This window comes from Dietzia sp. Die43 (assembly GCF_024519835.1).
Taxonomy (GTDB): Bacteria; Actinomycetota; Actinomycetes; order Mycobacteriales; family Mycobacteriaceae; genus Dietzia; species Dietzia kunjamensis.
On the sequence record NZ_JALJRF010000001.1, the window covers coordinates 99473 to 124589 of the forward strand.

Consider the following 25117-nt stretch of genomic DNA (forward strand, 5'->3'; position numbering starts at 1 on the left):
CGCCGCGGCCTAGAATCGGGGCCGTGACCTCGACATCGCACGCCCCGACCTCCGGAACCCCGGCCGCGAGCGACCCCGGGCGATCGACCGGACCGTTGTCCCGCCTTCCCGTTCCGTCGATCCGGGTCCAGAAGGGTGTCGCGCTCGCCAACGTCATCGCCCAGATCGGCATCATGACCACCGGCGTCACCGTGCGCGTGACCGCCTCCGGTCTGGGTTGCGAGACCTGGCCGCAGTGCAACGAGGCCAGTTTCGTGCCCGTCCCCGGCGCCGCACCGGCGCTGCACCAGGCGGTCGAGTTCGGCAACCGCCTGCTCACCTTCGTCCTGGCGGCGGTCGCCGTGGCGCTGCTCCTCGCGGTGTACCGCGCCGGGCGCCGCCGCGGCCTCAAGGTCCTCGCCTGGGCCATGCCCGCCGGCATCCTCGCCCAGGCCGTGCTCGGCGGGATCACCGTCCTGGCCGGCCTCGCGTGGTGGACCGTCGCGCTGCACCTGCTGCCCTCGATGATCCTCGCCTGGCTCGCCGCCGTCCTCTTCGTCCGCATCGGCGAGGCCGACACCGCGCCGCCCCGGCGGGTCATGCCCAAGCCGATGACGTGGCTGACCGTGCTGTCGGCCGTCCTGCTCACCGGGGTCCTCACCACCGGGACGATGGTGACAGGCGCCGGACCCCATGCCGGCGACGCGCGCATCACCGCGGCGGATCGCCTCCAGATGCCCATCCAGTGGCTCGTCCACTTCCACGCCGAACTCATGGTGGGCTACGTCTGCCTGCTCATCGGGTTGTTGGCCGGGCTCGTCGCGCTGCGGACGGAGGGCCCCGCGATCCGGCGGAGCGCGATCCTCATCGGGCTCATCGCGGCGCAGGCGGTCATCGGGATCACCCAGTACCAGCTCGGGGTGCCCGAGCTGCTGGTCGTGGCGCACGTGACCCTGGCGGGTGCGATCACCGCCGTCACCGGCGCCCTGTGGGCGGCGGGGGTCATCCGGGACCGCGTGCCGGCCTGACACGGTCGCCGACCCCGGTAGGGTCGCGGGGTACGCGTCGCCTCTGTACGGGTGACGGCCCGGTGCGCGTCCTCTCCGGTCCATTCGGGGCGCGCACCCGGCCGACCGCAGAGACGACAGCGGCCCCGCCGATCGGCGGGGCCGCTGTCGTTGGGCCGCTGTCGTGGGTGCGAAGGTCAGACCAGGGAGCCCGATCCGGCCATGCGCTTCCAGTGACCGGCAGGGACATCGGTGCGCGAGACCAGCTCGCGCGTCCAGTCCGATCCGGTGAGGCCTGAGATCCCGTCGCGGACCGCCTCGGCCTGCGACAGGCTGTCGACCATCGTGTCTCCCAGGACGCCGTCCGCGCCGACCAGGGTGATGCGGACCCCGGAACGGCCGACCGGTTGGAGCACGACGTCCGCCGTCCCGCCGTGCCGGGACAGGAACTTCTCGACGAACTTCACCGTCTTGGCCGGCGGGGTGGGGCCCGTCTGCACGGGGGCCGCCTCGATTTTCTCGGCGGGTGCCTTCTCGGCGGGTGCCTTCTCGGTCGGCTGGACCTCCGCGGCGGCCGGCTTCTCCGACTCCTGCGCCGCGGGCTCGTCGGCCGGGGGCACCGCCGCCGGCTGGGACGCGGCCGGCGCATCCGCCGGGCGATCGGTCGCGGACGGCGCCGGAGCGGCCTTACCCGTCGTCGGCTCGTCGCTCTTCGACTCGGCCGCGGAGTCCGTGGTGGCGGCGGCGCCGCCCAGCGTCAGGCCTCCGCTCTTGCCGCCGCCCGGCGCCTTGGCCTTGCTCCCGCCTCCGAGCGTCAGGCCTCCACTCTTGCCGCCGCCGGGCGCCTTGGCCTTGCTCCCGCCGCCGAGCGTGAGGCCGCCGGACTTCTTCTCCGTCGACACGGAGTCGGCGCCGGACGAGGAGTCGGTGCCGGGCTCGGACGCCGCCCCGGTGGTGGGAGCGGCGTCAGCCTGAGCAGCAGGTGCCGGGCCCGGCGCGGGCGTCGCCGCGGCGGCCGGAGCCTCGTTCTTCTCGCCACCACCAGAGGCGGCAGCCGCACCCGCGGCCGCCGCGGCACCGGCCGCACCACCCAGGACGAGCTTGCCCGCGGACCTGCCGCCGGGGGCCTTGGCCCTGGACCCTCCCCCGAGCTTCAGTCCCCCGCCGGGAGCCTTGGCCTTGGACCCACCGCCGAGCTTCAGTCCCCCGCCGGACGTGGTCGCCGGGGCGGACGCTGTCGGGGCGGACGGTGCCTGAGCGGCCACCGGCTCGTCCGACGACTTCGCGGCCGTGCTCTGCTCGGTGGCATCGGCCTGGGCGGAGGGCGCCGGCTCCGCAGCGGGCTCGGACGGGGCCTCGGGCGAAGCGGGAACCTCCGCGGCCGGCGCCGTCGATGCGTGCGCCGCGGGAGCGCCACCGTCGACCTCGGTGATCCGGGAACCGTGCAGCGTGGAGGCTCCTCCGCCCGGGGCGCGCGGGGCGCGCCGACCCAGGGTGATTCCCCCGCCCGCGCCGCCGGCGGCCGCCGGGGCCGGGGTCTGCCGCGCCTCGGCAGGCGCCTCCTGCGTCGCGGCGGGCGCCTCCTGCGTCGCGGCAGGCGCATCCTGCGCCGACCCGGTCGTCTCAGGAGCCCCCGCGGGCTCCTGTGCCTGCGTGTCAGGCGCGGACGGCGCCGGCGCCTCCTCGGTGACCGCATCGGTTCGGACGGGTGCGGCCGCCGCCCCGGACCCACTGGTGGTGATCTCGGGCCAGCCGGTCGCCCGGACTCGCGGCCCCCCGGCGTACTGGGAAAGGATCTGCAGGCTCATGGGGGTAGCCTATCGCCTCCCCCGCCCCGCTTCCGCCGGGACTCCCTCGAACCGGCGAACCGGAGTCCGGCACCGGCTGCGCCGGACGACACACTTCCGGATACTGGGCGCCATGAGAGCCATAGAGATCTCCAGGCACGGCGGACCCGAGGTGCTCACACCGGTCGAGGTGGGTGTCCCCTCACCAGGACCGGGCGACGTGCTCGTCCGCACCACCGCGATCGCGGTCAACTACATCGACACCTATTTCCGCGAAGGCACCTACGCCCGGGATCTGCCGTTCGTCCCCGGCAGCGAGGGGACGGGAGTGGTCGAGGAACTCGGCGAGGGAACGCCCGACCTGATGGTCGGCGACCGGGTGGCGTGGTGTCAGGTGCCGGGGTCGTACGCCCAGTACGTCGTCGCGCCCGCCGAGTCGCTGGTGACGGTGCCGGAGGGTATCGACGACGAGGTGGCGGCCTCGATGCTGTTGCAGGGGCTCACGGCGCACTACCTGATCACCGACACCCACCGGGCCCTACCCGGCGACACCGTGCTGATCACCGCGGGCGCGGGCGGGGTCGGGCAGCTGCTCATCCAGCTGGCCGTCGCCCACGGCCACCGGGTGATCACCACGACCTCGACCGAGGAGAAGGCGGACCTGTGTCGCGAGCTGGGGGCGCACCACGTGCTGCTCTATCCCGACGCGACCCCGGAGAGGATCCGCGAGCTCTCCGACGGCGGTGTCTCCGTGGTGTTCGATGGCGTGGGCCGGGACACCTTCGACGACAGCCTGGCCTCGCTGGCCCGCCGCGGGACCCTGGTTCTGTTCGGCGCGGCGAGCGGTCCGGTCCCGCCGGTGGACCCGCAGCGACTCAACGCCGCGGGCTCGGTGTTCCTCACCCGCCCGAGCCTGGGTGACTTCATCGCCGGGACCGGGGAGTTCCGTGAGCGGGCCGGCGAGGTCCTCGAGGGGATCGTCGACGGCTCGCTCCGGTTGTCGGTGGGCGCGACGTTCGGATTGTCGGAGGCGGCGGAAGCGCACCGGGCGTTGCAATCCCGGCAGACCACGGGTTCGGTCGTCCTCGACCCCGCCCGCTGAGCACCCTCGACCCCGCCCGCTGAGGAGGGCGGGGGTGGGTGATCAGGCGATCGGGAGGATCTCCGCGATCGTCTGGAGTCCGAGGACCGCGTCGACGGACAGAGCGACGAACACCCCCGCCAGGTAGTTGTTCGACAGGATGAACAACTTGAGGGGCTTGACCTCCACCCCGCGCCGCACACCGGCCTCGAGGCGGTGTGCCATGACGATGAACCACACTCCGAAGCCGAGGGCGCCGGCCGCGTACACCCAGCCGGCGGCGGGGATCAGGGCGAACGTGCACAGGACGGTCACCCAGGTGTAGATGGTGATGCGCCGGGTGACCCCCTCGGCGGACATGATGACCGGGAGCATCGGCACTCCGGCGGCCTCGTAGTCCTCCTTGTAGCGCATCGCGAGCGCCCAGGTGTGCGGTGGCGTCCAGAAGAAGATGATGAGGAACAGGACGATCGCCTGCCACCAGTTGTGCGCCTGCCCCTCGGGGAGATGATCGGTGATCACGGCCCACGACACCAGGACCGGCATGCATCCCGCGGCCCCGCCCCACACGACGTTCTGGGCCGTGCGGCGCTTGAGGATCATCGTGTAGACGAACACGTAGAAACAGATGGTCAGCAGGATGAAGAACGCGGCCAGCCAGCTCCCGGCCAGCAGACCCAGCCACAGCATGCTCGAGACGCCGAGCAGCAGACCGAAGACCAGTGCGGCCCGGGTACTGATCGCGTGACGCGCCAACGGCCGACGCTCGGTTCGCTTCATGACCTTGTCGATGTCGGCGTCGACGACCATGTTGAGCGAGTTGGCGCTGGCCGCTCCCAGCCAACCGCCCACCAGGGTGAGCAGCACCAGCGAGAGGTGGACATTGCCGCGGTCGGCCTGGAGGAGGGCGGGGATGGCGGCGACGAGCAGCAACTCGATGACGCGCGGCTTGGTGAGGGCGATGTACGCCATCACCACGTCGACCGCGCGGGCTCGCCCGCTCGCCGGAGCCGGCCGCCCCGTGGACTCTGGAGGGGAGACTGATGGCCCCCCACTCCGGGTCGGGGTGGAATCGTGCACCGGAACTCCTCGCAGCAGACGTCAACGCACTACTGACCCGATACTACGTCCCCCCTGCGCGGTCCGCGAAAGAGCGGGGGCGGGGACCGCACGCCCGCCGTGCCCGCGACCACTAAGGTGGTTCACGACATACGCGCGGATCCGCGCCGCACCCTCAGACCCGGGAGAACCACAAGTGACCAGCGCGTCGGAGATCACCGAGCTCACCACTGCACGCCACCCGTCCGACTGGACCGAACTCGACACCCGCGCCGTCGACACCGCGAGGGTCCTCGCCGCCGAGGCCGTGCAGCGTTGCGGTAGCGGCCACCCGGGCACCGCGATGAGCCTCGCGCCGCTCGCCTACACGCTTTACCAGCGCATCATGCGGCACGATCCCTCCGATCCCACGTGGGTCGGCCGGGACCGCTTCGTGCTGTCCTGTGGACACACCTCTCTCACCCAGTACATCCAGCTGTACCTTGCCGGCTTCGGGCTCGAGCTGGACGACCTCAAGGCGCTCCGGACCTGGGGATCCAAGACCCCCGGACACCCGGAGTGGCGGCACACCGACGGCGTTGAGATCACCACCGGCCCGCTGGGTCAGGGGCTGGCCTCCGCAGTCGGCATGGCGATGGCGGCACGCTACGAGCGCGGACTGTTCGATCCGGAGACGCCGTCGGGCAAGAGCCCGTTCGACCACTTCATCTACGTGATCGCCTCCGACGGTGACGTGCAGGAGGGGGTCACCGCCGAGGCCTCCTCCCTCGCGGGCACCCAGCAGCTCGGCAACCTCATCGCGATCTACGACGACAACGAGATCTCGATCGAGGACAACACCCGGATCGCCCTCAACGAGGACGTCGCGGCGCGCTACGAGGCGTACGGCTGGCACGTCCAGACGGTGAACGGCGGTGAGGACGTGGCCGCCATCGAGGAGGCCATCGCCGACGCCCGTGCGGTCACCGACAAACCGTCGCTCATCGTCCTGCGCACCGTCATCGCCTTCCCGGCGCCCACCATGATGAACACCGGGGCCTCGCACGGCGCGGCGCTCGGCCAGGACGAGGTCGACGCCGTGAAGGAGGCGCTCGGCATGGGCGGCACCGAGCCGTTCACGGTGGAGGACGAGGTGATCTCCTACACCCGGGCCGCCCGCGACAGGGGTGCCCGCGTCCACGCGCAGTGGAGCGACATGTTCCACGCCTGGGCGGAGGCGAACCCGGAGCGCAAGACCTTGTTCGATCGTCTGTACTCGGGTGAGCTCCCCGACGGTTGGGATGCCGGGCTCCCCACGTGGGACGCCGATTCCAAGGGAGTCGCCACGCGTAAGGCGTCCGCCGAGGCCATCCAGGCCCTGGGCGCCACCCTCCCCGAGTTGTGGGGCGGCTCCGCGGACCTGGCCGGCTCCAACAACACGCCCATCAAGGGCGCGGACTCCTTCGGCCCGTCCTCCATCTCGACCGACACGTGGACCGCGTCCCCGTACGGACGCAACCTGCACTTCGGCGTCCGTGAGCACGCCATGGGCGCGATCCTCAACGGCATCGCCCTCCACGGTCCCACCCGGCCCTACGGCGGGACGTTCCTGATCTTCAGCGAGTACATGCGTCCGGCCGTCCGGCTCGCCGCGCTCCAGGGGAGCAACGCGTACTACGTGTGGACCCACGACTCGATCGGGCTCGGCGAGGACGGCCCCACCCATCAGCCGGTCGAACAGTTGGCGGCGCTGCGCGCCATCCCGGGTCTGGCGATCCTGCGTCCGGCCGACGCCAACGAGACCGCGGCGTCGTGGCGCGCCATGCTCGAGGCACTCGACGGGCCCAAGGGTCTGTGCCTGACCCGTCAGGACGTCCCGGTGCTCGAGGGCACCAAGGAGCTCGCCCGCGAGGGGGTCGAGCGCGGGGGCTATGTCCTCGCCGAGGCCTCGACCGGGACCCCCGAGGTGATCCTCATGGGCACCGGGTCCGAGGTGCAGCTGGCCGTGCAGGCCCGCGAGGTCCTCGAGGCCGAGGGCGTGGCGACCCGTGTGGTCTCGATGCCCTGTGTCGAGTTCTTCGATCAGCAGGACGCCGGGTACCGCGAGTCGGTGCTCCCCCGCTCCGTCCGCGCGCGGGTCAGCGTCGAGGCCGGCATCGCGATGCCGTGGCACCGGTTCCTCGGCGACGCCGGCCGCGCCGTCTCACTCGAGCATTTCGGCGCCTCGGCGCCCTACCAGACCCTGTTCACCGAGTTCGGGATCACCGCCGACGCGGTGGTCTCCGCGGCCCGCGAATCCCTCGCGGCCGCTGCCGGGGAGGCATCATGACCAACGCCAATCTCGCTGCCCTGAGCGCCGCCGGCGTCTCCGTGTGGCTCGACGACCTGTCCCGACAGCTCCTGTCCTCCGGCGAACTCGAGAAGCGGATGTCCGCCTATTCGATCGTCGGCGTGACGACCAACCCGGCCATCTTCCAATCGGCGCTGGCCGACTCGTCGGCGTACGAGAGCGCGCTCACCGAGGCGGTGCGCGCCGACCGCGACGTGGATTCCGTCGTGCGGGCCCTGACCACCTCCGACGTCCGCGACGCCTGTGACGTCCTGGCCGACGTCCACCGCGCGACCGACGGGGTGGACGGCCGCGTCTCCCTCGAGGTGGACCCCGGCCTGGCCAACGACACCGCGGCGACCGTGACGCAGGCGGTGGAGCTCTCCGAGGCGGTCGACCGCCCGAACGTCATGATCAAGATCCCCGCGACGTCGGCGGGGCTGCCGGCCATCACCGATGTCATCGGCAAGGGCATCGACGTCAACGTCACGCTGATCTTCTCGGCGGAGCAGTACCGCGCGGTGGCGGAGGCGTACCTGACCGGACTCGAGCAGGCCGCGGCCGCCGGTCACGACCTGTCCGCCATCCACTCCGTGGCGTCGGTGTTCGTCTCCCGGCTCGACACCGAGATCGACTCGCGCCTTCCGGAGTCGTCAGAGCTGCGGGGCAAGGCCGGGCTGGCCAATGCGCGCCTCTGCCAGGAGGTCTACGAGGAACTGTTCGACCCCGAGGGACGCTTCGGGGCACTCGCCGATCGCGGAGCCCGTCCCCAGCGTCTCCTGTGGGCCTCGACGGGGGTCAAGGATCCGGCGTACCCCGACACGCTGTACGTGACCGGTCTGGTGACCCACGGGACGGTCAACACCATGCCGTTCGGCACCATCGAGGCGTTCGCGGACCACGGTGTCGTCGAGGGCGACACGGTCCGGGGCACCGCCGAGGAGTCCCGGGCCACCCTCGACGCACTGCGAGCCGAGGGGATCGACCTGGACGAGGTCTTCACCCTCCTCGAGCAGCAGGGCGTGCAGAAGTTCGTGACCGCCTGGGACGACCTGGTGGACACGGTGAGGGCGCGGATCGACGAGATCCCGACGGGGTCGTGATCGGCCCGGACGACGGGGCGACTTCGGTCAGCGAGGTCGCGGGTGGCGCCCCCGAGGGGTGGGCCAACCCGCTCCGTGATCCCCGGGATCGTCGGCTCCCCCGGATCGCGGGACCGTCCGGTCTCGTGATCTTCGGTGTGACGGGCGACCTGTCCAAGAAAAAACTCATCCCCGCGATCTACGACCTGGCCAACCGTGGCCTGCTCCCGCCGGGGTTCTCCCTGATCGGCTTCGGCCGCCGACGGTGGACCCACGATGAGTTCGCCGCGTTCGCCCGCGAGCAGGCCCGCGAACGGTGCCGGACCCCGTTCCGCGAGGACGTGTGGGAGCAGCTCGCCGCCGGACTGCGGTTCGTCACCGGGACATTCGACGACGACGAGGGCTTCGACGATCTGGCGGACCAGCTGGGGGCACTCGACGCCGAACGTGGGACCGCCGGCAACTACGCGTTCTACCTGTCCATCCCCCCGGATGACTTCCCGACCGTCTGCCGGCACCTCGATCGCACGGGGTGCACCCGCGGCCCGGAGGGGTCCTGGCGCCGGGTGGTCATCGAGAAGCCCTTCGGGCACGACCTGGCGAGCGCCCGCGAACTCAACGCGGTGGTGGGTGCGGTCTTCCCCGAGGACTCGGTATTCCGGATCGATCATTACCTGGGCAAGGAGACCGTCCAGAACATCCTCGCGCTGCGTTTCGCCAACCAGCTCTTCGAGCCGGTGTGGAACGCCAACCACGTGGACCACGTCCAGATCACCATGGCCGAGGACATCGGACTGGGTGGTCGGGCCGGCTACTACGACGGCATCGGCGCGGCCCGCGACGTCATCCAGAACCACCTCATCCAGTTGATGGCGTTGGTCGCGATGGAGGAACCGACCGATTTCTCCGCTGCCGCGTTGCGGGCGGAGAAGACCAAGGTCCTCGAGTCGACCTCGTTGGCACTGCCGATTGCCGAGACGGCCGCGCGTGGTCAGTACGCGGGTGGCTGGCAGGGGTCCGAGCAGGTCGTGGGACTGAAGGACGAGGAGGGGTACGACCCCTCCTCGGCCACCGAGACCTACGCTGCGATCACCCTCGAGGTCCACAACCGCCGATGGGCGGGGGTCCCCTTCTATCTCCGCACCGGCAAGCGGTTGGGACGACGGGTCACCGAGATCGCGGTGGTCTTCCGGCGCGCTCCGCACCTGCCGTTCGACGCGACCATGACCCAGGAGCTGGGGCAGAACGCGCTGGTCATCCGGGTCCAGCCCGACGAGGGTGTCACGTTGCGCTTCGGCTCCAAGGTCCCCGGCACCGCCATGGAGGTCCGGGACGTCAACATGGACTTCGCCTACGGTGAGGCGTTCACGGAATCCTCCCCCGAGGCCTACGAACGTCTCATCCTCGACGTCCTGCTGGGCGAGCCCTCGCTCTTCCCGGTCTCCCGCGAGGTCGAGCTGAGCTGGCAGCTCCTCGACCCGGTCCTGCAGGAATGGGAGTCGGACGGGACACCGGAGCAATACCAGGCCGGGACGTGGGGGCCGAAGGGCGCCGACGAGATTCTGGCCCGGAGTGGCCGCGCATGGAGGCGACCGTGATCATCGACCTACCCGACACCTCCACCCGCGGGATCGCCAAGAAGCTCGTGCAGATCCGCGAGGAGGCCGGGCTGAGCACGATCGGACGGGTGCTCACGCTGATCGTGATCACCGATCACGTCCGGGGCAGCGAGTCCGCGATCGAGGCGGCCAACGAGGCCAGCCGGGAGCATCCGTGCCGGGTCATCGTGGTGATCCGCGGACCTCGCGCGGACGCCGACAGGCTCGACGGTCAGATCCGCGTCGGAGGTGACGCCGGGGCGGCGGAGGTCGTCGTGCTGCGCACCTCCGGTGCGATGGCCTCCCAGTCGGCCTCCCTCGTCACGCCGTTGCTGCTGCCGGACACCCCGCTCGCCGTGTGGTGGCCCCGCCACTCCCCCACGTTGTTGTCCGAGGACAGGGTGGGCAGGCTCGCTAAGCGCCGGATCGTCGACTCCGACGCCGAGGGGCATCCCACCGATGCGCTGGCGAAACGGGCGGCCGGCTACTCCCCGGGCGACACCGATCTGGCGTGGGCGCGCATCACCCACTGGCGTTCCCTGCTCGCGGCGACCCTGGACCGCCCGCCCTTCGAGCGCATCACCGGGGCGACGGTGTGCGGCCCGGAGCGGGCGGCGTCGGTGGACCTGGCCGGTGGATGGCTGGCGTCCCGGCTCGGGATCGACGTCCTGCGGGCCGTCGGCCCGAGGATGGTCGTCCTGGAGCGGGCCTCGGGCTCCATCGTCCTCGAGCAGATCAGCGCGACCTCCGCCGAGCTCCGCATCACGGGTCAGGCGCCCACACGGGTGGCGCTCGTCGGCCGCAGCGTCGCCGACTGTCTCTCGGAGGAGCTACGGCGGATGGACACCGACGGCGTGTACGCCGATGCGTTGGCCAATCATGACCGTGTCATCTACACCTCTGCCTCGGTTCGCTGAGCCGGGGGCCCGAGGTCGACGTCACTTCCCCACCGGACCACCACCACAGGAGCGCCGATGTCAGTCACACGCCATCTCGTACACCCGGATGCGGACACCCTCGCCGAAGCGGCAGCCCTCGCCGTCGTCGGGCACCTCAACGAACGGATCGCCACCGCCGGGACCGCGACGCTGTCCCTGACGGGCGGCTCGGTGGGGGTGAAGACCGCCGCCGCACTCGCCGGGGCCGATGTCGACTGGTCACGCGTGACCATCTACCTGGGCGACGAGCGCTTCGTCCCGGCAGACGACCCCGAACGCAACGACGGACAGCTCGACGACGTCCTGCTCGGCACCGTGGGCGACCGCGCCACCGTCCACCGCTGGCCGGCCCGCGGACCGGAGTTCGAGGACGTCGACGCCGCGGCCGAGGCGTTCCTCGCCGCGGTGGACCTCCCCCGGGGCGACGAGCCGCTGTTCGACGTCACCCTCCTGGGGATGGGACCCGAGGGGCACATGAACTCGATCTTCCCGCACACCCCGGCGGTCGCCGAGACCGAGCGGCTCGCGGTGGGCGTGCATGACTGCCCCAAGCCGCCACCGGAGCGACTGACCTTCACCCTCCCGGCGGTGCGCAGGTCGAGGCACGTGCTCGTCGTGGCCGCCGGGGACGGGAAGGCGGAGGCGGTGGCCAGGGGCCTGGGCGGGGCGGACCCCTCCGACTGGCCCGTCGCCGGTGCCGTGGGCACCGAGTCGACCACGTATCACCTGGACGGACCGGCCGCCTCGATGGTGCTCTGAGAACAGGAACGGGGCGCGTCTCATCCACCCGGTGGAAGAGACGCGCCCCGTCGTCGGCCCGGCCGGTGGGGCCGCGCCGGGGACCGGTCGGTCAGCCGAACCTGACCATGAGGCCGACCGCCACGATGGCGATGACCCAGAGGATCGCGACGACCACGGTGACCCGGTCGAGGTTCCGCTCGACCACGCTGGACCCGGAGAGGCTGGACTGGACACCGCCACCGAACAGCGACGACAGGCCGCCTCCCTTGCCGCGGTGCAGCAGGATGAACAGCATCAGCAGGAGGCTGGTGGTGATGAGGAAGATGTCCAGGGCGAGCTTCATGTAGGGATCGTGCCTCACGTCGGGTCGGGCGGTCGGGTGCGACCGCTACAGACTACCCGGTCGGGTGTCCGCGGCGAATCCCGGCACGCCCGACCCCGCGGGGCCGGGCGCGCCGGAGTGGGCGGTGTCAGGGCAACGGGCCACCGGCGGCGATCGCCGACAGCTGGGCGAACTCGTCCGGCTTGAGCGACGCGCCTCCGACCAGACCACCGTCGACATCGGGCTGGTCGAGCAGCTCGCCGATCGTGGAGGCGTTGACGCTGCCGCCGTACAGGACCCGCATCTGCTCGGCCGTCGCGTCATCGGCCAGATCGGCCAACGTGGAACGGATGGCGGCGCAGACCTCCTGGGCATCGGCGGCGGACGCGGTCTTGCCGGTCCCGATCGCCCACACGGGCTCGTAGGCGATCACGGTGGAGGCCAGCTGGTCCGTGGACAGTCCCGCGAGCGATTCGGAGAGCTGGTTCACGACGAAGTCGACGTGGTCCCCTGCCTCCCGCACCTCGAGCTTCTCGCCGACACACACGATCGGCGTCAACCCGTGCCGGTGGCAGGCGGCGGCCTTGGCCGCGACGAGTTCGTCGGACTCCGCGTGGTAGTCACGGCGCTCGGAATGGCCCACGACCACATAGGTGCAGCCGAGCTTGGCGAGCATCCCCGCCGAGATCTCGCCGGTGTAGGCACCGGACTCGTGGACCGAGACGTCCTGCGCGCCGTAGGCGAAGCCCAGCTTGTCGCCCTCGATGACGATCTGGACGCCACGGATGTCCGTGAACGGGGGGATGAACGCCACGTCCACCTTCTCCAGGTACTTGTCCGGGAGTGCGAAGGCGACCTTCTGGACGAGCGCGATGGCCTCGAGGTGGTTGAGGTTCATCTTCCAGTTGCCGGCGATGAGCGGGGTGCGTGCCATGTTGTCTCCTGTGGTCTCGTCGGTCTTCAGTTGCTGCGCTCGAGGGCGGTGACGCCGGGCAGCTCCTTGCCCTCCAGGTACTCCAGCGAGGCGCCACCGCCGGTGGAGATGTGGGAGAAGTTCTCCTCCCCGAGACCCAGGGTGCGGACGGCCGCGGCGGAGTCGCCGCCGCCGACCACCGAGAACGCGCCGCTGCGCGTCGCGGTGATGATGGCCTCGGCGACACCGCGCGTCCCGGCGGAGAACGCCGCGAACTCGAACACGCCCATGGGGCCGTTCCAGAAGACGGTCTTGGCGGCGGAGAGCTTCTCGCTGAACGCCTTCACCGACTCGGGGCCGATGTCCAGGCCCATCTTCCCCTCCGGGATGGCCTCGGCGGAGACCGTGGAGTGCGCGGCGTCGGCGGCGAACCCGTCGGCGGCGACCACGTCCACGGGCAGGCTGATCACGTCGCCGAACTTGGCGAGCAGGTCCTTGCAGGTGTCGATCATCTCCTCCTGCAGCAGTGAGGAGCCGACCTCATGGCCCTGTGCGGCGAGGAAGGTGAAGCACATGCCGCCGCCGATGACCAGGGTGTCGACCTTGGGCGCCAGGGCCTCGATCACGGCGAGCTTGTCCGACACCTTGGAGCCGCCCAACACGACCGCGTAGGGGTGCTCCGGGTCGCCGCTGAGGTTCGCGAGGACCTCGACCTCACTCTGGACGAGGTCGCCGGCGTAGGCCGGGAGGACCTTGGCGACGTCGTACACCGACGCCTGCGCGCGGTGGACAACCCCGAAACCGTTGGAGACGAACGCCCCGTCCTCGCCCACCAGGCTCGCGAGCTCGGCCGCGAACTCGGCCCGCTGCGCCTCGTCCTTGCTCGTCTCGCGCGGGTCGAACCGCACGTTCTCCACCAGGAGCACGTCCCCGTCGGTCAGGCCGTTGGCTCGCTCGCGGGCGTCCGATCCCACCACGTCACCGGCGAGCTGGACGTAGCGCCCGAGCTCGTCGCCCAGCTTCTCCGCCACGGGGGCGAGGGAGAACTCGGGGTCGGGCTCACCCTTCGGGCGGCCGAGATGCGCGGTGATCACCAGCGCCGCACCGGCGTCGAGCAGTGCGTTGAGCGTGGGCAGCGAGGCGGTGATCCGGCCCGCATCGGTGATGGTCGAGCCGTCGAGCGGGACGTTGAGGTCGCAGCGGACGAGGATCTTGCGACCCTCTACGCCGGCATCGAGCAGGTCGTTGAGCGTGCTCACGGCCATGTGGTGGGACTCCTGTCGGAAGAACGGTGGTGATGGTGGGTGGTGCTGCCGGTCCATGTGCTTCGGGCCCGGCCGGGACGCTGTGGGCGTTCCCGGACCGGGCCCGGATCGTCGTACGGGGGATGTCAGTCCCGAGGGGTCTTAGAGCGACTTGCCGACCAGGCCGATGATGTCGGCGAGGCGGTTGGAGTAGCCCCACTCGTTGTCGTACCAGGAGGCGATCTTGATCTGACCGTCGATCGCCTTGGTCAGCGGCGCGTCGAAGATGGACGAGTGCGGGTCACCGACGATGTCGGAGGAGACGATGGGATCCTCGGTGTACTTGAGGATGCCCTTCATCGCGCCCTCGGCGGCGGCCTTGACCGCGGCGTTGACCTCGTCGACCGAGGCCTTCTTCTCGAGCTCGACCGTGAGGTCGGTGAGCGAGCCGGTGGGCAGCGGGACGCGCACGGCGTAGCCGTCGAACTTGCCCTTGAGCTCGGGCAGGACCAGTGCGACGGCCTTGGCCGCACCGGTGGAGGTGGGCACCATGTTGATGCCGGCGGCGCGGGCGCGGCGCATGTCGCTGTGGGGCGCGTCCTGGAGGTTCTGGTCCTGCGTGTAGGCGTGGATCGTGGTCATGAGGCCCTTGACGATCCCGAACTCGTCGGAGAGGACCTTGGCGACCGGCGCGAGGCAGTTGGTGGTGCAGGAGGCGTTGGAGATGATCGTCTGCGAGCCGTCGTACTCGTGGTCGTTGACCCCCATGACGATGGTGATGTCCTCGTTCTTGGCCGGCGCCGAGATGATGACCTTCTTGGCGCCACCCTCGAGGTGGCCCTTGGCCTTCTCGGCGTCGGTGAAGATGCCGGTGGACTCGACGACGACGTCGACGCCGTAGTCACCCCACGGCACGGACGCGGGGCCCTCCTTGACCGCGAGGGCGCCGATCTTGGTCCCACCGACCGTGATCGACGAGTCGTCGAACGTGACCTCCTTGCCCAGGCGACCCAGGATGGAGTCGTACTTGAGCAGGTGAGCGAGCATGTCGTTCGTGGTCAGGTCGTTGACGGCCACGATCTCGATGTCCGTCTTGCCCTCGGCCTTGAGAGCCTCCACCGCGCGGTAGAAGTTGCGGCCGATACGTCCGAATCCGTTGATGCCTACGCGCACGGTCACGTGTTGTCTCCTTATTGGTGGTGCGAGAACGCTTGATGTCACCGGGGCCGGGTGGAGCCCGGGACGTGACCCAGACTACCCGGCGCGGACCGCTCCCGCGCAGGGTGCTGCCGGGGTGGATCAGCCTTCGTCGAGCATGTCCTCGGTCACCACGGATTCGGTGTCGGGGATCCCGAGCTCGGCGGCTTTGCGGTCCGCCATGGACAGCAGTCTCCGGATGCGCCCCGCGACCGCGTCCTTGGTCATGGGCGGGTCGGCGAGCTGGCCGAGCTCCTCCAGCGACGACTGACGGTGCTGGACACGCAGTTCACCGGCGGCGAGCAGATGGTCCGGCACGTCCTCGGCGAGGATCTCCAGGGCGCGCTGGACACGGGCGGCCGCGGCCACGGCGGCCCGGGCCGAGCGCCGCAGGTTCGCGTCGTCGAAGTTGGCCAGCCGGTTGGCAGTGGCGCGGACCTCGCCTCGGGAGCGGCGTTCCTCCCAGATGTCCCTGGTGGACGACGCGCCCAGTCGAGCGAGGAGGACCCCGATCGCCTCGGCGTCGCGGATCACCACGCGGTCCCCTCCCCGGACCTCGCGGGCCTTGGCCGTCACGCCCAACCTGCGGGCCGCGCCCACGAGCGCCATCGCCGCCTCCGCCCCCGGGGCGGTGACCTCCAACGCCGAGGAGCGGCCGGGCTTGGTGAGCGAACCGTGGGCGAGGAACGCGCCCCGCCACGCCGCCTCGGAGGCGGCGACCGAGCCGCCGACGACCGCGGCCGGCAGTCCTCGGACCGTCCGGCCGGCGTTGTCGACCAGCCCGAGCTGACGGGCCAGGTCCGCACCCCGGTCGATGACCCGCAGGACGAACTTGCGGGCGGGACGTCCGCCCGAACCCCCGATCGGGTGGATCTCACAGGGGACGGAGAACAGGGCGTCGAGTTCGCCGGCGAGACGGTCCGCGATCTCGCCGGAGTCCACCTCCGCTTCGATCACGAGTCGGTTGGACAGGACCTGGAGGGTGCCGGCGAACCTCAGCAGGGCGGACACCTCGGCCCTCCTGGTCTCGGAGTTCCCCACGGGGACCCTCACCAGTTCGGACTTGACCTGTGCGGTCAGCGACACGCCCTGCTCCTTCGTTCTCGGCTCATCGACCCGGCCCTCATCGCACCGAGTCGGCGAGCGCCGAGGCCAGCAGTGCGGGGTCGTGGACAGGCCTCATCGTCCCATCTTCGGCGGTCTTCGCTATCTCCGCGGTCATCACGCGTGCCCCCAGTCCCGCCGCGGCCCGTTCGAGATGCTCGCGTTCGGTAGCGCTCAGCGGCATCCTCGGGTCGACGAGCAGGACGTCGATGTCGACCTCGGGAGCGTGTTGACGCAACACGTGGAGGTGTTGCTCGGCGGAGAACCCGGCGGTCTCCCCCGGCTGGGGTGCGAGGTTGAGCACGAGGGCCTTGGTCGCGGCCGTCCTCTTGAGCGCCGTCGCGATCTCGGGCACGAGCACGTTGGGGATCACGCTGGTGAACCACGATCCGGGTCCGAGGACCACGAGGTCGGCTCCGGTGATCGCCTCCACCACGCCCTCCGCGGCGGGCGGAGCGGCCGGGATGAGGGTGACCCGGCGAACGCTGCCCGGTGTGGTCGCGACGGCGACCTGTCCGATGATGGTCCGCACGACGCGGGGGTCCGCTTCCAGACCGACGACCTCTGCGGCGATGTCGAGGGCGACCGGGGACATCGGCAGGACACGGCCGGTGACACCGAGGATCGACCCGACCGCGTCGAGTGCGTCGACCGGGTCTCCGAGCAGCTCCCACAGGCCGGCGAAGACGAGGTTGCCCACCGCGTGTCCGGCCAGCGCCCCGGTGCCGCCGTAGCGGTGCTGGAAGAGTCGGGTGAGCAGCGCCTTCTCGTCGTCTTCGGCGGCGAGGGCGCACAGGGCCATCCGTAGGTCGCCCGGTGGGAGGATGCCCAGCTCGCGCCGCAGTCGCCCCGAGGAGCCGCCGTCGTCGGCGACCGTCACCACCGCGGTGACGTGGTCGGCGACGAGGCGTGCGGCCCGGAGGGTCGCCGACAGGCCGTGGCCGCCGCCGAGGGCGACGAGGGACGGGATACCGCTGTCGTGTGTCATGGCCGGCCTCATTCCCGCCCGAGGTCGCGGTGGCGTACGTGGACCTCGACCGAGTCGAGGCCGGACAGTCTGCCGGCGAGCGACTCGGAGATGGCCACGCTCCGGTGCTTGCCCCCGGTGCAGCCGACCGCGATCGTCATGTAGCGCTTGCCCTCGCGCCGGTAGCCGGTCATGGCCAGGCGGATCATGGACACCGCCGCGCGCAGGTACTCCTCGATGGATTCGTCGGCGAGGACGTAGTCCTGGACGGGCTTGTCGCGCCCCGTGTGCGGCTGGAGCTCGGGGATCCAGTGCGGGTTGGGCAGGAACCGCATGTCCATCAGCATGTCGACGTCCACGGGGACGCCGTACTTGAACCCGAACGACTCGACGGTGAGGTGGAAGTCGAACCCGAGGTCACCGAAGGGGGTCTCCAGCCGGTGGCGGAGGTCGTGGACACTGAGCGCCGAGGTGTCCACGACGACGTCGGCACGCCCCCGCAGCCCCTCGAGGATCCTGCGCTCCCGGGTGATGCCGTCGATCAGGCCGCCACCCGACTGCAGCGGATGGGAGCGACGGACGTTGTTGAACCTGCTGACCAGCGCCTCGTCCGAGGCCTCGAGGAACAGGATCCGAGCCTGCGGGCGCCGATCGAACAGGTCGAGGAGGTCGCCGAGGTGTTCGTCGAACCCGAGGCTGCGGGTGTCGGCGACGATCGCCAGGCGGAGGGGCTCGTCGTCGGACTCCTCGAACCGGGCGAGCAGGTCGCCAACGAAGGTCAACGGGAGGTTGTCGACGACATACCAGCCGAATTCCTCGAGGACCTTGGACGCGGTCCCCTTGCCCGCCCCGGACATGCCGCTGATCAGGAGGAGCTCGCGCCCCCGCGCGGCGTGGCCGTCGTCGTCACCTGCGTCCATCGTCTCACCTCGTGTCATCGGTCAGTCCCGGGTCGGTCTGTCCCCGGTCGGGCTGCCCGCCCGAGTCTCCCACGTCGGCGGCGGCCGCGTCCGCGGGCTCGGCACCACCGAGAGTCGCCCGGATCGCGGCGGCGACCCCCGGACCGATCCCCGGCACGGCGCACAGCTCGTCCGCGCTCGCGGCGCGCAGTGCGGACACGGTCGGGAACGTCTCCACCAACGCCGCCCGACGGGTGGGCCCGAGGCCGGGGACGTCGTCGAGCACGGAGGCCGTCATCCGCCTGGACCGCGCGCTCCGGTGGGCACGGATGGCGAACCGGTGGGCCTCGTCGCGGAGCCGCTGGAGCAGGAACAGCCCCTCCCCGTGGCGCGGGAAGATCACGGGGTACTCCTCTCCCGGGAGCCAGATCTCCTCGAGTCGCTTGGCGATCCCGACCACGGGTACGTCGGTGACCCCCAGCTCGGAGAGGACCTCGGCGGCCGCCTCGACCTGGGGCCGACCACCGTCGACGACGAAGAGCTGCGGTGGGTAGGCGAACCGGCGTGCCGCGGGGGCGGTGCCCCCCGTGCCCGCGTCGTCGTCGACCGGCCCGTCGACCTCGTCCGGGGTGACGGAGGGGTCCTCGTGGTGACGCCGGAAGCGACGACGCGTGACCTCGGCGATGCTGCCGACGTCGTCGGAGTGGCCGTCACCCGCGGCGTCGCGGATGCGGTAGAGCCGGTAGTCGCTCTTGCGCGGGATGCCGTCCTCGAAGACGACGAGGGAGGCCATGACGTCGGTGCCCTGGGTGTGGGAGATGTCCACGCACTCGATGCGCAGGGGCGCCGAGTCCAGCTCGAGGGTCTCCTGGATCTCCTGGAGCGCCGCGGAGCGGGCGGTGAGGTCACCGCTGCGCCGGAGTTTGTGCTGCGTCAGGGCCTCGACGGCGTTGCGGTGGACCGTCTCCGCCAGGGCCCGCTTGTCACCCCGCTGGGGCACCCGGAGCGACACACGGGAGCCGCGCAGCGCCGAGAGCCAGTCCGCGAGCTCGTCCGCGTCCTCGGGAAGGGCGGGCACCAGCACCTCGCGGGGTACGGCAGCCGAGATGTCGCCGGATTCGGCCGCCTCGGCGAGGTCGGCCTCTCCCCCGTAGAACTGCGCGAGATAGTCGGAGACGACCCCGGGCACGGCACGGGCCGCGTCGAACTCGCCGTCGGCGTCGACGCCGTGGGCGTGTTCGACCACCCAGCCGCGCTGACCGCGGATGCGGCCCCCGCGCACGTGGAACACCTGGACGGAGACCTGCAGTTCGTCGACCTCGACGCCCACCACGTCGGCGTCGGTGCCGTCACCCAGCACGACGGCCTGCTTCTCCATCGCACGCCGCATGGCGCCGAGGTCGTCACGCAGCCGCGCGGCCCGTTCGAAGTCGAGGTCCGCGGAGGCCTCGAGCATCCGCTTCTCGATGCGGCGCATGATCGCATCGGTACGTCCGGCCAGGAAGTCGATGAGCTCGTTGACAATCGCGCGGTGCTCGTCCGGGGTCACCCGTCCGATGCAGGGGGCGGCGCACTTGTCGATGTATCCCAGCAGACAGGGCCTGCCGAGCTGCGCCTGCCGCTTGAACACCCCGGCGGAGCACGAGCGGACGGGGAACACCCGCTGCAGAGTGTCGAGGGTGTCGCGGATGGCCCACGCGTGTGAGTAGGGCCCGAAGTAGCGGGTCCCCGGGCGCCGGGGTCCCCGGTAGACGAAGGCACGGGGGAACTCCTCCCCCACGGTGACCGCCAGCATCGGATACGTCTTGTCGTCGCGGTACCGGACGTTGAACCGGGGGTCGTACTTCTTGATCCACGTGTACTCGAGCTGGAGCGCCTCGACCTCGGTGGACACGACCGTCCACTGCACGCCGGCCGCGGCGAGAACCATCCGCCGGGTACGGGGGTGGAGGAGGGACAGGTCCGCGAAGTACGAGCTCAGCCGGCTCCGCAGGTTCTTCGCCTTGCCGACGTAGATGACGCGCCCGTGCTCGTCACGGAAGCGGTAGACCCCCGGCTCCGTCGGGATCGAGCCGGGGGCCGGGCGGTAGGTTCGCGGATCGGCCACGGCGGGTCAGCGGTCGGCGACGGTCTCGGGATCGGCGGCCGAGGGCTTGTGGGTGCGGACGGCCTCGCGCAGGCGCGCCATGCCGTCGATCCCGTGCTGGCCGTCGATGGACTGGATAGCCCAGATCCCCGCGTGCTCGTAGGCCGGGAGTTCGAGCCGGGGCCAGTAGCTGGAGCGCGGGAACGTCAGCCCGACGACGTCGTCCCAGCCCCAGGTCCGGACGCGCAGCGGCCCGCGGAGCTCGACGCCCTGCTGCCCGACCCGGACGCGGATCCGCAGGAGGGTCAGCAGCACCCCGGCGAAGATGAACCCGATCACCACGAAGGCGAACTGATCGGCGATCCCGATCGTCACCCCGGTGTCACCGCGGACGAGGATCACCGCCCACACCACGTGGACGATGACGATGAGCACCGCCACGGCGATCGCGGTGGTGCGCATCCGACGGGGCCGGTGCTCGAACTCCCAGTTCTCGTTCATCGACCGGTCCTCAGGTCGCGCAGGGCGATGGCGGCGCCGAGCACGGCGGCGACGGCCTCTCCCCCCTTGTCCTCGGAGGCACCCTCGTGGCCGTCGCGGTCTCGGGCCTGGCCCTCGTTCTCGGTGGTGAGCACCCCGTGGGCGACAGGGGTGGCCTCGTCGAGGGCGATCCGGGTGAGCCCGTCGGTCACCGAGCGACAGACGTAGTCGAAGTGCGGGGTCGCACCCCGGATCACCACGCCGAGCGCCACGACGGCGTCATGGGTCCGTGCGAGCTCCTGGGCCACCACCGGTAGCTCCACGGCTCCGGTCACGCGGGCCAGGGTCGCCACCGCGCCGGAGGCGTCGGCGACGGCCAGGGCCCGGTCCAGCAGTTGGGCGCAGATCTCCTGGTGCCAGGTGGAGGCCACCACTCCGAGCCGCAGCCCGCGGGCGTCGGGGATCACCAGTTCCGGTCTACCGCTGCCGCTCATGGCTGATCCTCTCCGTCCACGTCCACGTCCACGTCGGCGCCGGCCGGGCCGGCGGGTCCCTCGTCGAGCCCCTCGAGCAGGTGGCCCATCCGGTCGCGCTTGGTGCGCAGGTACCGCAGGTTCTCGGGCGTGACCGCCGTCGGCATGGGCACCCGGGCCACCACCTCCACGCCACCGGCGCGCAGGGCGTCGGCCTTGGCTGGGTTGTTGGTCATCAGTCGTACGCGGGTCACTCCGAGGTCGCGCAGCATCTGTGCGGCCAGGCTGAAGTCGCGGGCGTCGGCGGGCAGGCCCAGGTCGAGATTGGCGTCGACGGTGTCGCGTCCGGAGTCCTGCAGTTGGTAGGCGCGCAGTTTCTGCACCAGGCCGATCCCCCGGCCCTCGTGCCCACGCATGTACAGCACGACCCCGCGCCCCTCCTCGCACACCGCGGCGACGGCAGCGTCGAGTTGCGGGCCGCAGTCACAGCGCAGCGAGTGGAACACGTCGCCGGTCAGGCACTCGGAGTGGATGCGGACGGAGACCGGGTCGTCCCCCGAGATGTCGCCGGCCACCATGGCCACGTGTTCGACTCCCTGGAGGGTGTCGCGGTACCCGTGGGCGGTCATGGTCCCGGCCGGCGTGGGGATCCGGGCGGCGACCTCGCGCACCACCTGGACCTCGTTCGCGCGGCGCCACGCCTGGAGCGCCTCGATGGTGATCATCGCCAGCCCGTGCTCGTCGGCGAACCGCCGGAGTTCGGGGGTGCGCGCCATGGTCGTGGGGTCGTCCTCGGACACGATCTCGCAGATGACGCCCGCCGGGCGCAGACCGGCCAACCGGGCGAGGTCGACGGCGGACTCGGTGTGGCCGGGCCGGGTGAGCACGCCGCCGGGCCGGGCGCGCAGGGGCACCACGTGGCCGGGCCGGGTGAAGTCGCCGGGCACGGTGTCGTCGGCGGCGAGCAGCCTCGCGGTGCGGGCGCGGTCGGCGGCCGAGATGCCGGTGTAGACCCCCGTGCGCGCGTCGACCGTCACGGTGTACGCGGTGTCGTGGCGGTCCTCGTTAATGGCGCGCATGGGCGGCAGGTCCAGCCGAAGGCAGTCCTCCGCCTCGAGCGCGACGCACACGTAACCGGAGGAGTACCGCACGAGGAAGCCCATCAGCTCGGGCGTCGCGAGTTCGGCGGCGAAGATCAGGTCGCCCTCGTTCTCGCGGTCCTCACTGTCCACCACCACGACGGCCCGTCCCGCCGCGATGTCGGCGATGGCTCGCTCGATGCCGTCAAAGGTGGTCACTGCTGCGGGTTCTCCTAGGTCTGGCGGGCCCGGGCGGAGGCCGCGGGCGCGGGTTCAAGTATGGCGCATCGGGTCAGTGGGACCCCCACCGCGTCCGCCCAGCAGCCGCTCGACGTACTTGGCCAGCACGTCGACCTCCAGGTTGACGGGGTCGCCCGCGCTCAGTCCCCCGAGGATCGTGTCGGCGAGCGTCGTGGGGATGAGGGACACCTCGAACCACGGCTCCGGCTCGTCCGCGGCACTGACCGCCGAGACCGTCAGCGAGGTTCCGGAGACGGTGATCGACCCCTTTTCGACCACGTACCGCGCGAGGTCACCCGGCAGCGAGATGCGCACGACGTGCCAGTGCTCGTGCTCGTCGCGGCTGATCACGTGGCCTGTGCCGTCGACGTGGCCCTGGACGATGTGACCGCCGAACCGGGCGTCCGCGCGCATGGCGCGTTCCAGGTTGACGGGGTCGCCCGGTGACAGTGCACCGAGCGCGGTCCGGTCGAGCGACTCGGCCATCACGTCCACCTCGAAGTACTCCCCCGGCTCCCAGCCGGTGACGGTCAGGCACACCCCGTTGACGGCGATCGAGTCACCGTGGTGGGCGTCCGAGGTGACCAGGGGCCCCCGTATGCGCAGGCGCGCGGAGTCGCCGGTCGTCTCGACCGAGTCGAGGGTTCCGAGCTCCTCCACGATTCCGGTGAACATCAGCGGGGTCCTCTCGTCGGTGCGGTCGGCGTGGTCGCGGTGGCGGATCGTGTCAGGCCGGGTCGTGTCAAGCGCAGGTGGACGTCGTCGCCCAGGACGGTGGTCCCGCGGATCCGGAAACCGTGGGCGGCCGCGAGCGTGTCCACCCCGGCTCCGGAGACCGCCGACCGCCCGGCGCCGAGCACCAGGGGCGCGAGGTACGCGTCGATCTCGTCGACGAGTCCGGCGGCGAGGAACGCCCCCGCCAGCCTGGGGCCGCCCTCGACGAGGACGTGGGAGACCTCGCCGAGAAGTCCCAGCGCCTCGGCGGGATCGCGGGTGGCCAGGTGTCGGAACCGGCCGTCGGTGCCGCGCATCGTCGCGTCCGCGGGCACGGGGCTCAGCCCCATCACCGCCCGGAGGGGCTGGCGGGGGGCGGGCCGGCCGTCGTCGGTGCGGGCGGTCAGCGCGGGGTCGTCGGCGCGCAGCGTTCCGGTACCGACGACGAGGGCGTCGATCTCCTGTCGTCTGGCGTGGGCGTGGCGGCGCGAAACCGGCCCGGTGATCCACTTGCTCGACCCGTCCGCAGCCGCTACCCTGCCGTCCAGACTCGCCGCGTACTTCCAGGTGACGAGGGGGCGGCCGTGGTCCTGACGGTGGAGCCACGCCCTCAGCGGGCCGCTGCGGGCGGCGCTCACCTCGTCGTCGTCGGCTCGTGCCACCTCGACCCCCTCGCGCCGCAGGGTCCCGGCTCCGCCGGACGCCACCGGATTGGGGTCGGACACCGCGTAGACCACGCGGGCGAGCCCGGCGGCGACGATGCGGGAGGTGCACGGACCGGTGCGCCCGTGGTGGTCACACGGCTCGAGGGTGACCACGATCGTCCCACCGCGCGCGCGGTCCCCGGCGGAGTCCAGCGCCACCACCTCGGCGTGCCGTCCGCCCGGGGCCTCGGTCGCGCCGATGCCCACGACCTCTCCGGCGGCGTCGAGCACCACCGCACCGACCGGCGGGTTGGGGGTGCACACCCCCAACGCGGAGGCGGACACGGCGATAGCCCGGGCCAGGGCGTCCCGCTCGCGACGACGGTCGGCGGGGTCGGCCCCGCCCGTCGCTGATACCCCGGGCCCGCTCGGCACCCCGGGCCCGTTCGGGCCCTGTGGCACGTCCGGCACGTCCGGCACCGTCACGCCCGCGCGGCGAGGGCCCCGGAGCGCAGGGTCCCGATCATCGCGTCGGGATCCGGGGCACCGTAGACGGCCGAACCGGCCACGAACACGTCGCACCCCGCCGCCGCGCACTCGGCGATCGTCCCCGCGTCGATGCCACCGTCGATCTGGATGTGCACGTCGAGGCCACGGCGGTCGATCTCGGCGCGCAGCGTGCGGACCTTGTCCAACACCCCGGGCATGAACTTCTGGCCGCCGAAGCCGGGCTCGACGCTCATCACCAGGACCAGGTCCACGTGGTCGAGCAGGTCGAGGTACGGCTCGACGGCGGTCCCGGGCTTGATGGAGATACCCGCCTTGCACCCCCTGGCGTGCAGCAGGTCGGCGACGGCCTTCGGGTCGTCGGTGGCCTCCACGTGGAAGGTGACGTTGAACGCGCCGGCGTCCACGTAGTCACCGACCCAGCGCGCCGGGTCGGTGATCATGAGATGGCAGTCCATCGGCTTGTCCGTGACCCTCCCGACCGCCTTCGCGACCGGCGCACCGAAGGACAGGTTGGGCACGAAGTGACCGTCCATGACGTCCACGTGGATCCAGTCGGCGGACGGGATGCGCTCGATCTCGCGGTCCAGACGGGCGAAGTCGGCGGACAGGATCGACGGCGCGATGAGCGGCTGGTACGACATGACGACCAGTCTAGGCGGGCCCGT

Annotated in this window: 23 protein-coding genes; 7 read left to right on the forward strand and 16 right to left on the reverse strand. The window is 71.4% G+C overall.

Going from position 1 to position 25117, the window contains the following annotated elements; translation table 11 throughout:
- Nucleotides 1-23 precede the first annotated feature (23 nt).
- Nucleotides 24-1007: a COX15/CtaA family protein gene (locus tag NR111_RS00470; protein WP_256819354.1), complete on the forward strand. Its 984-nt coding sequence runs from the start codon at nucleotides 24-26 to the stop codon at nucleotides 1005-1007.
- Between the two features lie 176 nt (nucleotides 1008-1183).
- On the opposite strand, the gene NR111_RS18400 is transcribed toward NR111_RS00470, so the two are convergent.
- The gene (locus NR111_RS18400) at nucleotides 1184-2794 is read right to left on the reverse strand and encodes a hypothetical protein (protein WP_306226617.1); all 1611 of its coding nucleotides are present in this window, start codon (nucleotides 2792-2794) and stop codon (nucleotides 1184-1186) included.
- Between the two features lie 112 nt (nucleotides 2795-2906).
- Here NR111_RS18400 and NR111_RS00480 point away from each other — a divergent pair, with 112 nt between their 5' ends.
- Nucleotides 2907-3875: a quinone oxidoreductase gene (locus NR111_RS00480; protein ID WP_253003619.1), complete on the forward strand. Its 969-nt coding sequence runs from the start codon at nucleotides 2907-2909 to the stop codon at nucleotides 3873-3875.
- 42 nt (nucleotides 3876-3917) lie between these two features.
- On the opposite strand, the gene NR111_RS00485 is transcribed toward NR111_RS00480, so the two are convergent.
- Nucleotides 3918-4826: a heme o synthase gene (locus NR111_RS00485; protein ID WP_067716330.1), complete on the reverse strand. Its 909-nt coding sequence runs from the start codon at nucleotides 4824-4826 to the stop codon at nucleotides 3918-3920.
- A gap of 283 nt (nucleotides 4827-5109) precedes the next feature.
- On the opposite strand from NR111_RS00485, the gene tkt reads away from it, so the two are divergent.
- The 5 genes from tkt to pgl are packed head-to-tail and all read left to right on the forward strand — an operon-like array spanning nucleotide 5110 to nucleotide 11598.
- Nucleotides 5110-7221 (forward strand): transketolase, encoded by a 2112-nt coding sequence (tkt, locus tag NR111_RS00490; protein ID WP_256819362.1) that lies wholly within the window; start codon nucleotides 5110-5112, stop codon nucleotides 7219-7221.
- Entirely contained in the window at nucleotides 7218-8324 is a 1107-nt protein-coding gene (gene tal, locus NR111_RS00495; protein ID WP_256819364.1) for a transaldolase, read from the forward strand. The genes tkt and tal overlap by 4 nt, the downstream gene beginning before the upstream one ends.
- A complete protein-coding gene (gene zwf / locus NR111_RS00500) occupies nucleotides 8324-9901 on the forward strand; it encodes a glucose-6-phosphate dehydrogenase (RefSeq protein WP_371607061.1) in 1578 nt (525 codons plus the stop codon). Before tal ends, zwf begins: the two co-directional genes overlap by 1 nt.
- A complete protein-coding gene (locus NR111_RS00505) occupies nucleotides 9886-10818 on the forward strand; it encodes a glucose-6-phosphate dehydrogenase assembly protein OpcA (RefSeq protein ID WP_096905442.1) in 933 nt (310 codons plus the stop codon). Before zwf ends, NR111_RS00505 begins: the two co-directional genes overlap by 16 nt.
- Before the next feature lie 57 nt (nucleotides 10819-10875).
- Nucleotides 10876-11598, forward strand: coding sequence for a 6-phosphogluconolactonase (gene pgl / locus NR111_RS00510; protein ID WP_119191708.1), 723 nt, complete (start codon nucleotides 10876-10878; stop codon nucleotides 11596-11598).
- A gap of 91 nt (nucleotides 11599-11689) precedes the next feature.
- On the opposite strand, the gene secG is transcribed toward pgl, so the two are convergent.
- The 14 genes from secG to rpe all read right to left on the reverse strand — a co-directional run bounded on the left by secG (nucleotide 11690) and on the right by rpe (nucleotide 25093).
- Nucleotides 11690-11923: a preprotein translocase subunit SecG gene (gene secG / locus NR111_RS00515; protein WP_067716343.1), complete on the reverse strand. Its 234-nt coding sequence runs from the start codon at nucleotides 11921-11923 to the stop codon at nucleotides 11690-11692.
- A 127-nt stretch (nucleotides 11924-12050) separates the two neighbouring features.
- Complete coding sequence (tpiA, locus tag NR111_RS00520) at nucleotides 12051-12836, reverse strand: triose-phosphate isomerase (protein WP_067716347.1); 786 nt, start codon at nucleotides 12834-12836, stop codon at nucleotides 12051-12053.
- 26 nt (nucleotides 12837-12862) lie between these two features.
- Nucleotides 12863-14080, reverse strand: a complete 1218-nt coding sequence (gene pgk, locus NR111_RS00525; RefSeq protein WP_256819370.1) for a phosphoglycerate kinase — start codon at nucleotides 14078-14080, stop codon at nucleotides 12863-12865.
- A 141-nt stretch (nucleotides 14081-14221) separates the two neighbouring features.
- A complete protein-coding gene (gene gap, locus NR111_RS00530; protein WP_067716354.1) occupies nucleotides 14222-15238 on the reverse strand; it encodes a type I glyceraldehyde-3-phosphate dehydrogenase in 1017 nt (338 codons plus the stop codon).
- A gap of 120 nt (nucleotides 15239-15358) precedes the next feature.
- Nucleotides 15359-16342, reverse strand: a complete 984-nt coding sequence (gene whiA, locus NR111_RS00535; RefSeq protein ID WP_067716356.1) for a DNA-binding protein WhiA — start codon at nucleotides 16340-16342, stop codon at nucleotides 15359-15361.
- Nucleotides 16343-16379: 37 nt separating this feature from the next.
- Nucleotides 16380-17348: a uridine diphosphate-N-acetylglucosamine-binding protein YvcK gene (gene yvcK / locus NR111_RS00540; protein ID WP_067716358.1), complete on the reverse strand. Its 969-nt coding sequence runs from the start codon at nucleotides 17346-17348 to the stop codon at nucleotides 16380-16382.
- An 8-nt stretch (nucleotides 17349-17356) separates the two neighbouring features.
- Nucleotides 17357-18247 carry an RNase adapter RapZ gene (gene rapZ / locus NR111_RS00545; protein WP_067716361.1) on the reverse strand — a complete coding sequence of 297 codons (891 nt, stop codon included), beginning with the start codon at nucleotides 18245-18247 and terminating at the stop codon, nucleotides 17357-17359.
- A gap of 4 nt (nucleotides 18248-18251) precedes the next feature.
- A complete protein-coding gene (uvrC, locus tag NR111_RS00550) occupies nucleotides 18252-20333 on the reverse strand; it encodes an excinuclease ABC subunit UvrC (protein ID WP_256819375.1) in 2082 nt (693 codons plus the stop codon).
- 6 nt (nucleotides 20334-20339) lie between these two features.
- Entirely contained in the window at nucleotides 20340-20813 is a 474-nt protein-coding gene (locus NR111_RS00555) for a PH domain-containing protein (protein WP_067716366.1), read from the reverse strand.
- Nucleotides 20810-21286 (reverse strand): 6,7-dimethyl-8-ribityllumazine synthase, encoded by a 477-nt coding sequence (ribH, locus tag NR111_RS00560; RefSeq protein WP_154827499.1) that lies wholly within the window; start codon nucleotides 21284-21286, stop codon nucleotides 20810-20812. The genes NR111_RS00555 and ribH overlap by 4 nt, the downstream gene beginning before the upstream one ends.
- Nucleotides 21283-22563: a bifunctional 3,4-dihydroxy-2-butanone-4-phosphate synthase/GTP cyclohydrolase II gene (locus NR111_RS00565; protein WP_256819376.1), complete on the reverse strand. Its 1281-nt coding sequence runs from the start codon at nucleotides 22561-22563 to the stop codon at nucleotides 21283-21285. Before NR111_RS00565 ends, ribH begins: the two co-directional genes overlap by 4 nt.
- A 54-nt stretch (nucleotides 22564-22617) precedes the next feature.
- Nucleotides 22618-23259 (reverse strand): riboflavin synthase, encoded by a 642-nt coding sequence (locus NR111_RS00570; protein ID WP_096905435.1) that lies wholly within the window; start codon nucleotides 23257-23259, stop codon nucleotides 22618-22620.
- Nucleotides 23259-24305, reverse strand: a complete 1047-nt coding sequence (gene ribD / locus NR111_RS00575; RefSeq protein ID WP_096907235.1) for a bifunctional diaminohydroxyphosphoribosylaminopyrimidine deaminase/5-amino-6-(5-phosphoribosylamino)uracil reductase RibD — start codon at nucleotides 24303-24305, stop codon at nucleotides 23259-23261. Before ribD ends, NR111_RS00570 begins: the two co-directional genes overlap by 1 nt.
- A gap of 119 nt (nucleotides 24306-24424) precedes the next feature.
- Complete coding sequence (gene rpe, locus NR111_RS00580) at nucleotides 24425-25093, reverse strand: ribulose-phosphate 3-epimerase (protein ID WP_067716379.1); 669 nt, start codon at nucleotides 25091-25093, stop codon at nucleotides 24425-24427.
- Nucleotides 25094-25117 lie beyond the last annotated feature (24 nt).

Coding starts and splice junctions, on each gene's coding strand:
- NR111_RS18400 (WP_306226617.1), bottom strand. CDS start 2,794: ATGAGCCTGCAGATCCTTTCCCAGTACGCCGGGGGGCCGCGAGTCCGG.
- tpiA (WP_067716347.1), bottom strand. CDS start 12,836: ATGGCACGCACCCCGCTCATCGCCGGCAACTGGAAGATGAACCTCAAC.
- secG (WP_067716343.1), bottom strand. CDS start 11,923: ATGAAGCTCGCCCTGGACATCTTCCTCATCACCACCAGCCTCCTGCTG.
- NR111_RS00505 (WP_096905442.1), top strand. CDS start 9,886: ATGGAGGCGACCGTGATCATCGACCTACCCGACACCTCCACCCGCGGG.
- NR111_RS00570 (WP_096905435.1), bottom strand. CDS start 23,259: ATGTTCACCGGAATCGTGGAGGAGCTCGGAACCCTCGACTCGGTCGAG.
- NR111_RS00555 (WP_067716366.1), bottom strand. CDS start 20,813: ATGAACGAGAACTGGGAGTTCGAGCACCGGCCCCGTCGGATGCGCACC.
- pgk (WP_256819370.1), bottom strand. CDS start 14,080: ATGGCCGTGAGCACGCTCAACGACCTGCTCGATGCCGGCGTAGAGGGT.
- NR111_RS00485 (WP_067716330.1), bottom strand. CDS start 4,826: ATGGCGTACATCGCCCTCACCAAGCCGCGCGTCATCGAGTTGCTGCTC.
- ribH (WP_154827499.1), bottom strand. CDS start 21,286: ATGAGCGGCAGCGGTAGACCGGAACTGGTGATCCCCGACGCCCGCGGG.
- yvcK (WP_067716358.1), bottom strand. CDS start 17,348: ATGACACACGACAGCGGTATCCCGTCCCTCGTCGCCCTCGGCGGCGGC.
- tal (WP_256819364.1), top strand. CDS start 7,218: ATGACCAACGCCAATCTCGCTGCCCTGAGCGCCGCCGGCGTCTCCGTG.
- NR111_RS00480 (WP_253003619.1), top strand. CDS start 2,907: ATGAGAGCCATAGAGATCTCCAGGCACGGCGGACCCGAGGTGCTCACA.
- pgl (WP_119191708.1), top strand. CDS start 10,876: ATGTCAGTCACACGCCATCTCGTACACCCGGATGCGGACACCCTCGCC.
- rpe (WP_067716379.1), bottom strand. CDS start 25,093: ATGTCGTACCAGCCGCTCATCGCGCCGTCGATCCTGTCCGCCGACTTC.
- rapZ (WP_067716361.1), bottom strand. CDS start 18,247: ATGGACGCAGGTGACGACGACGGCCACGCCGCGCGGGGGCGCGAGCTC.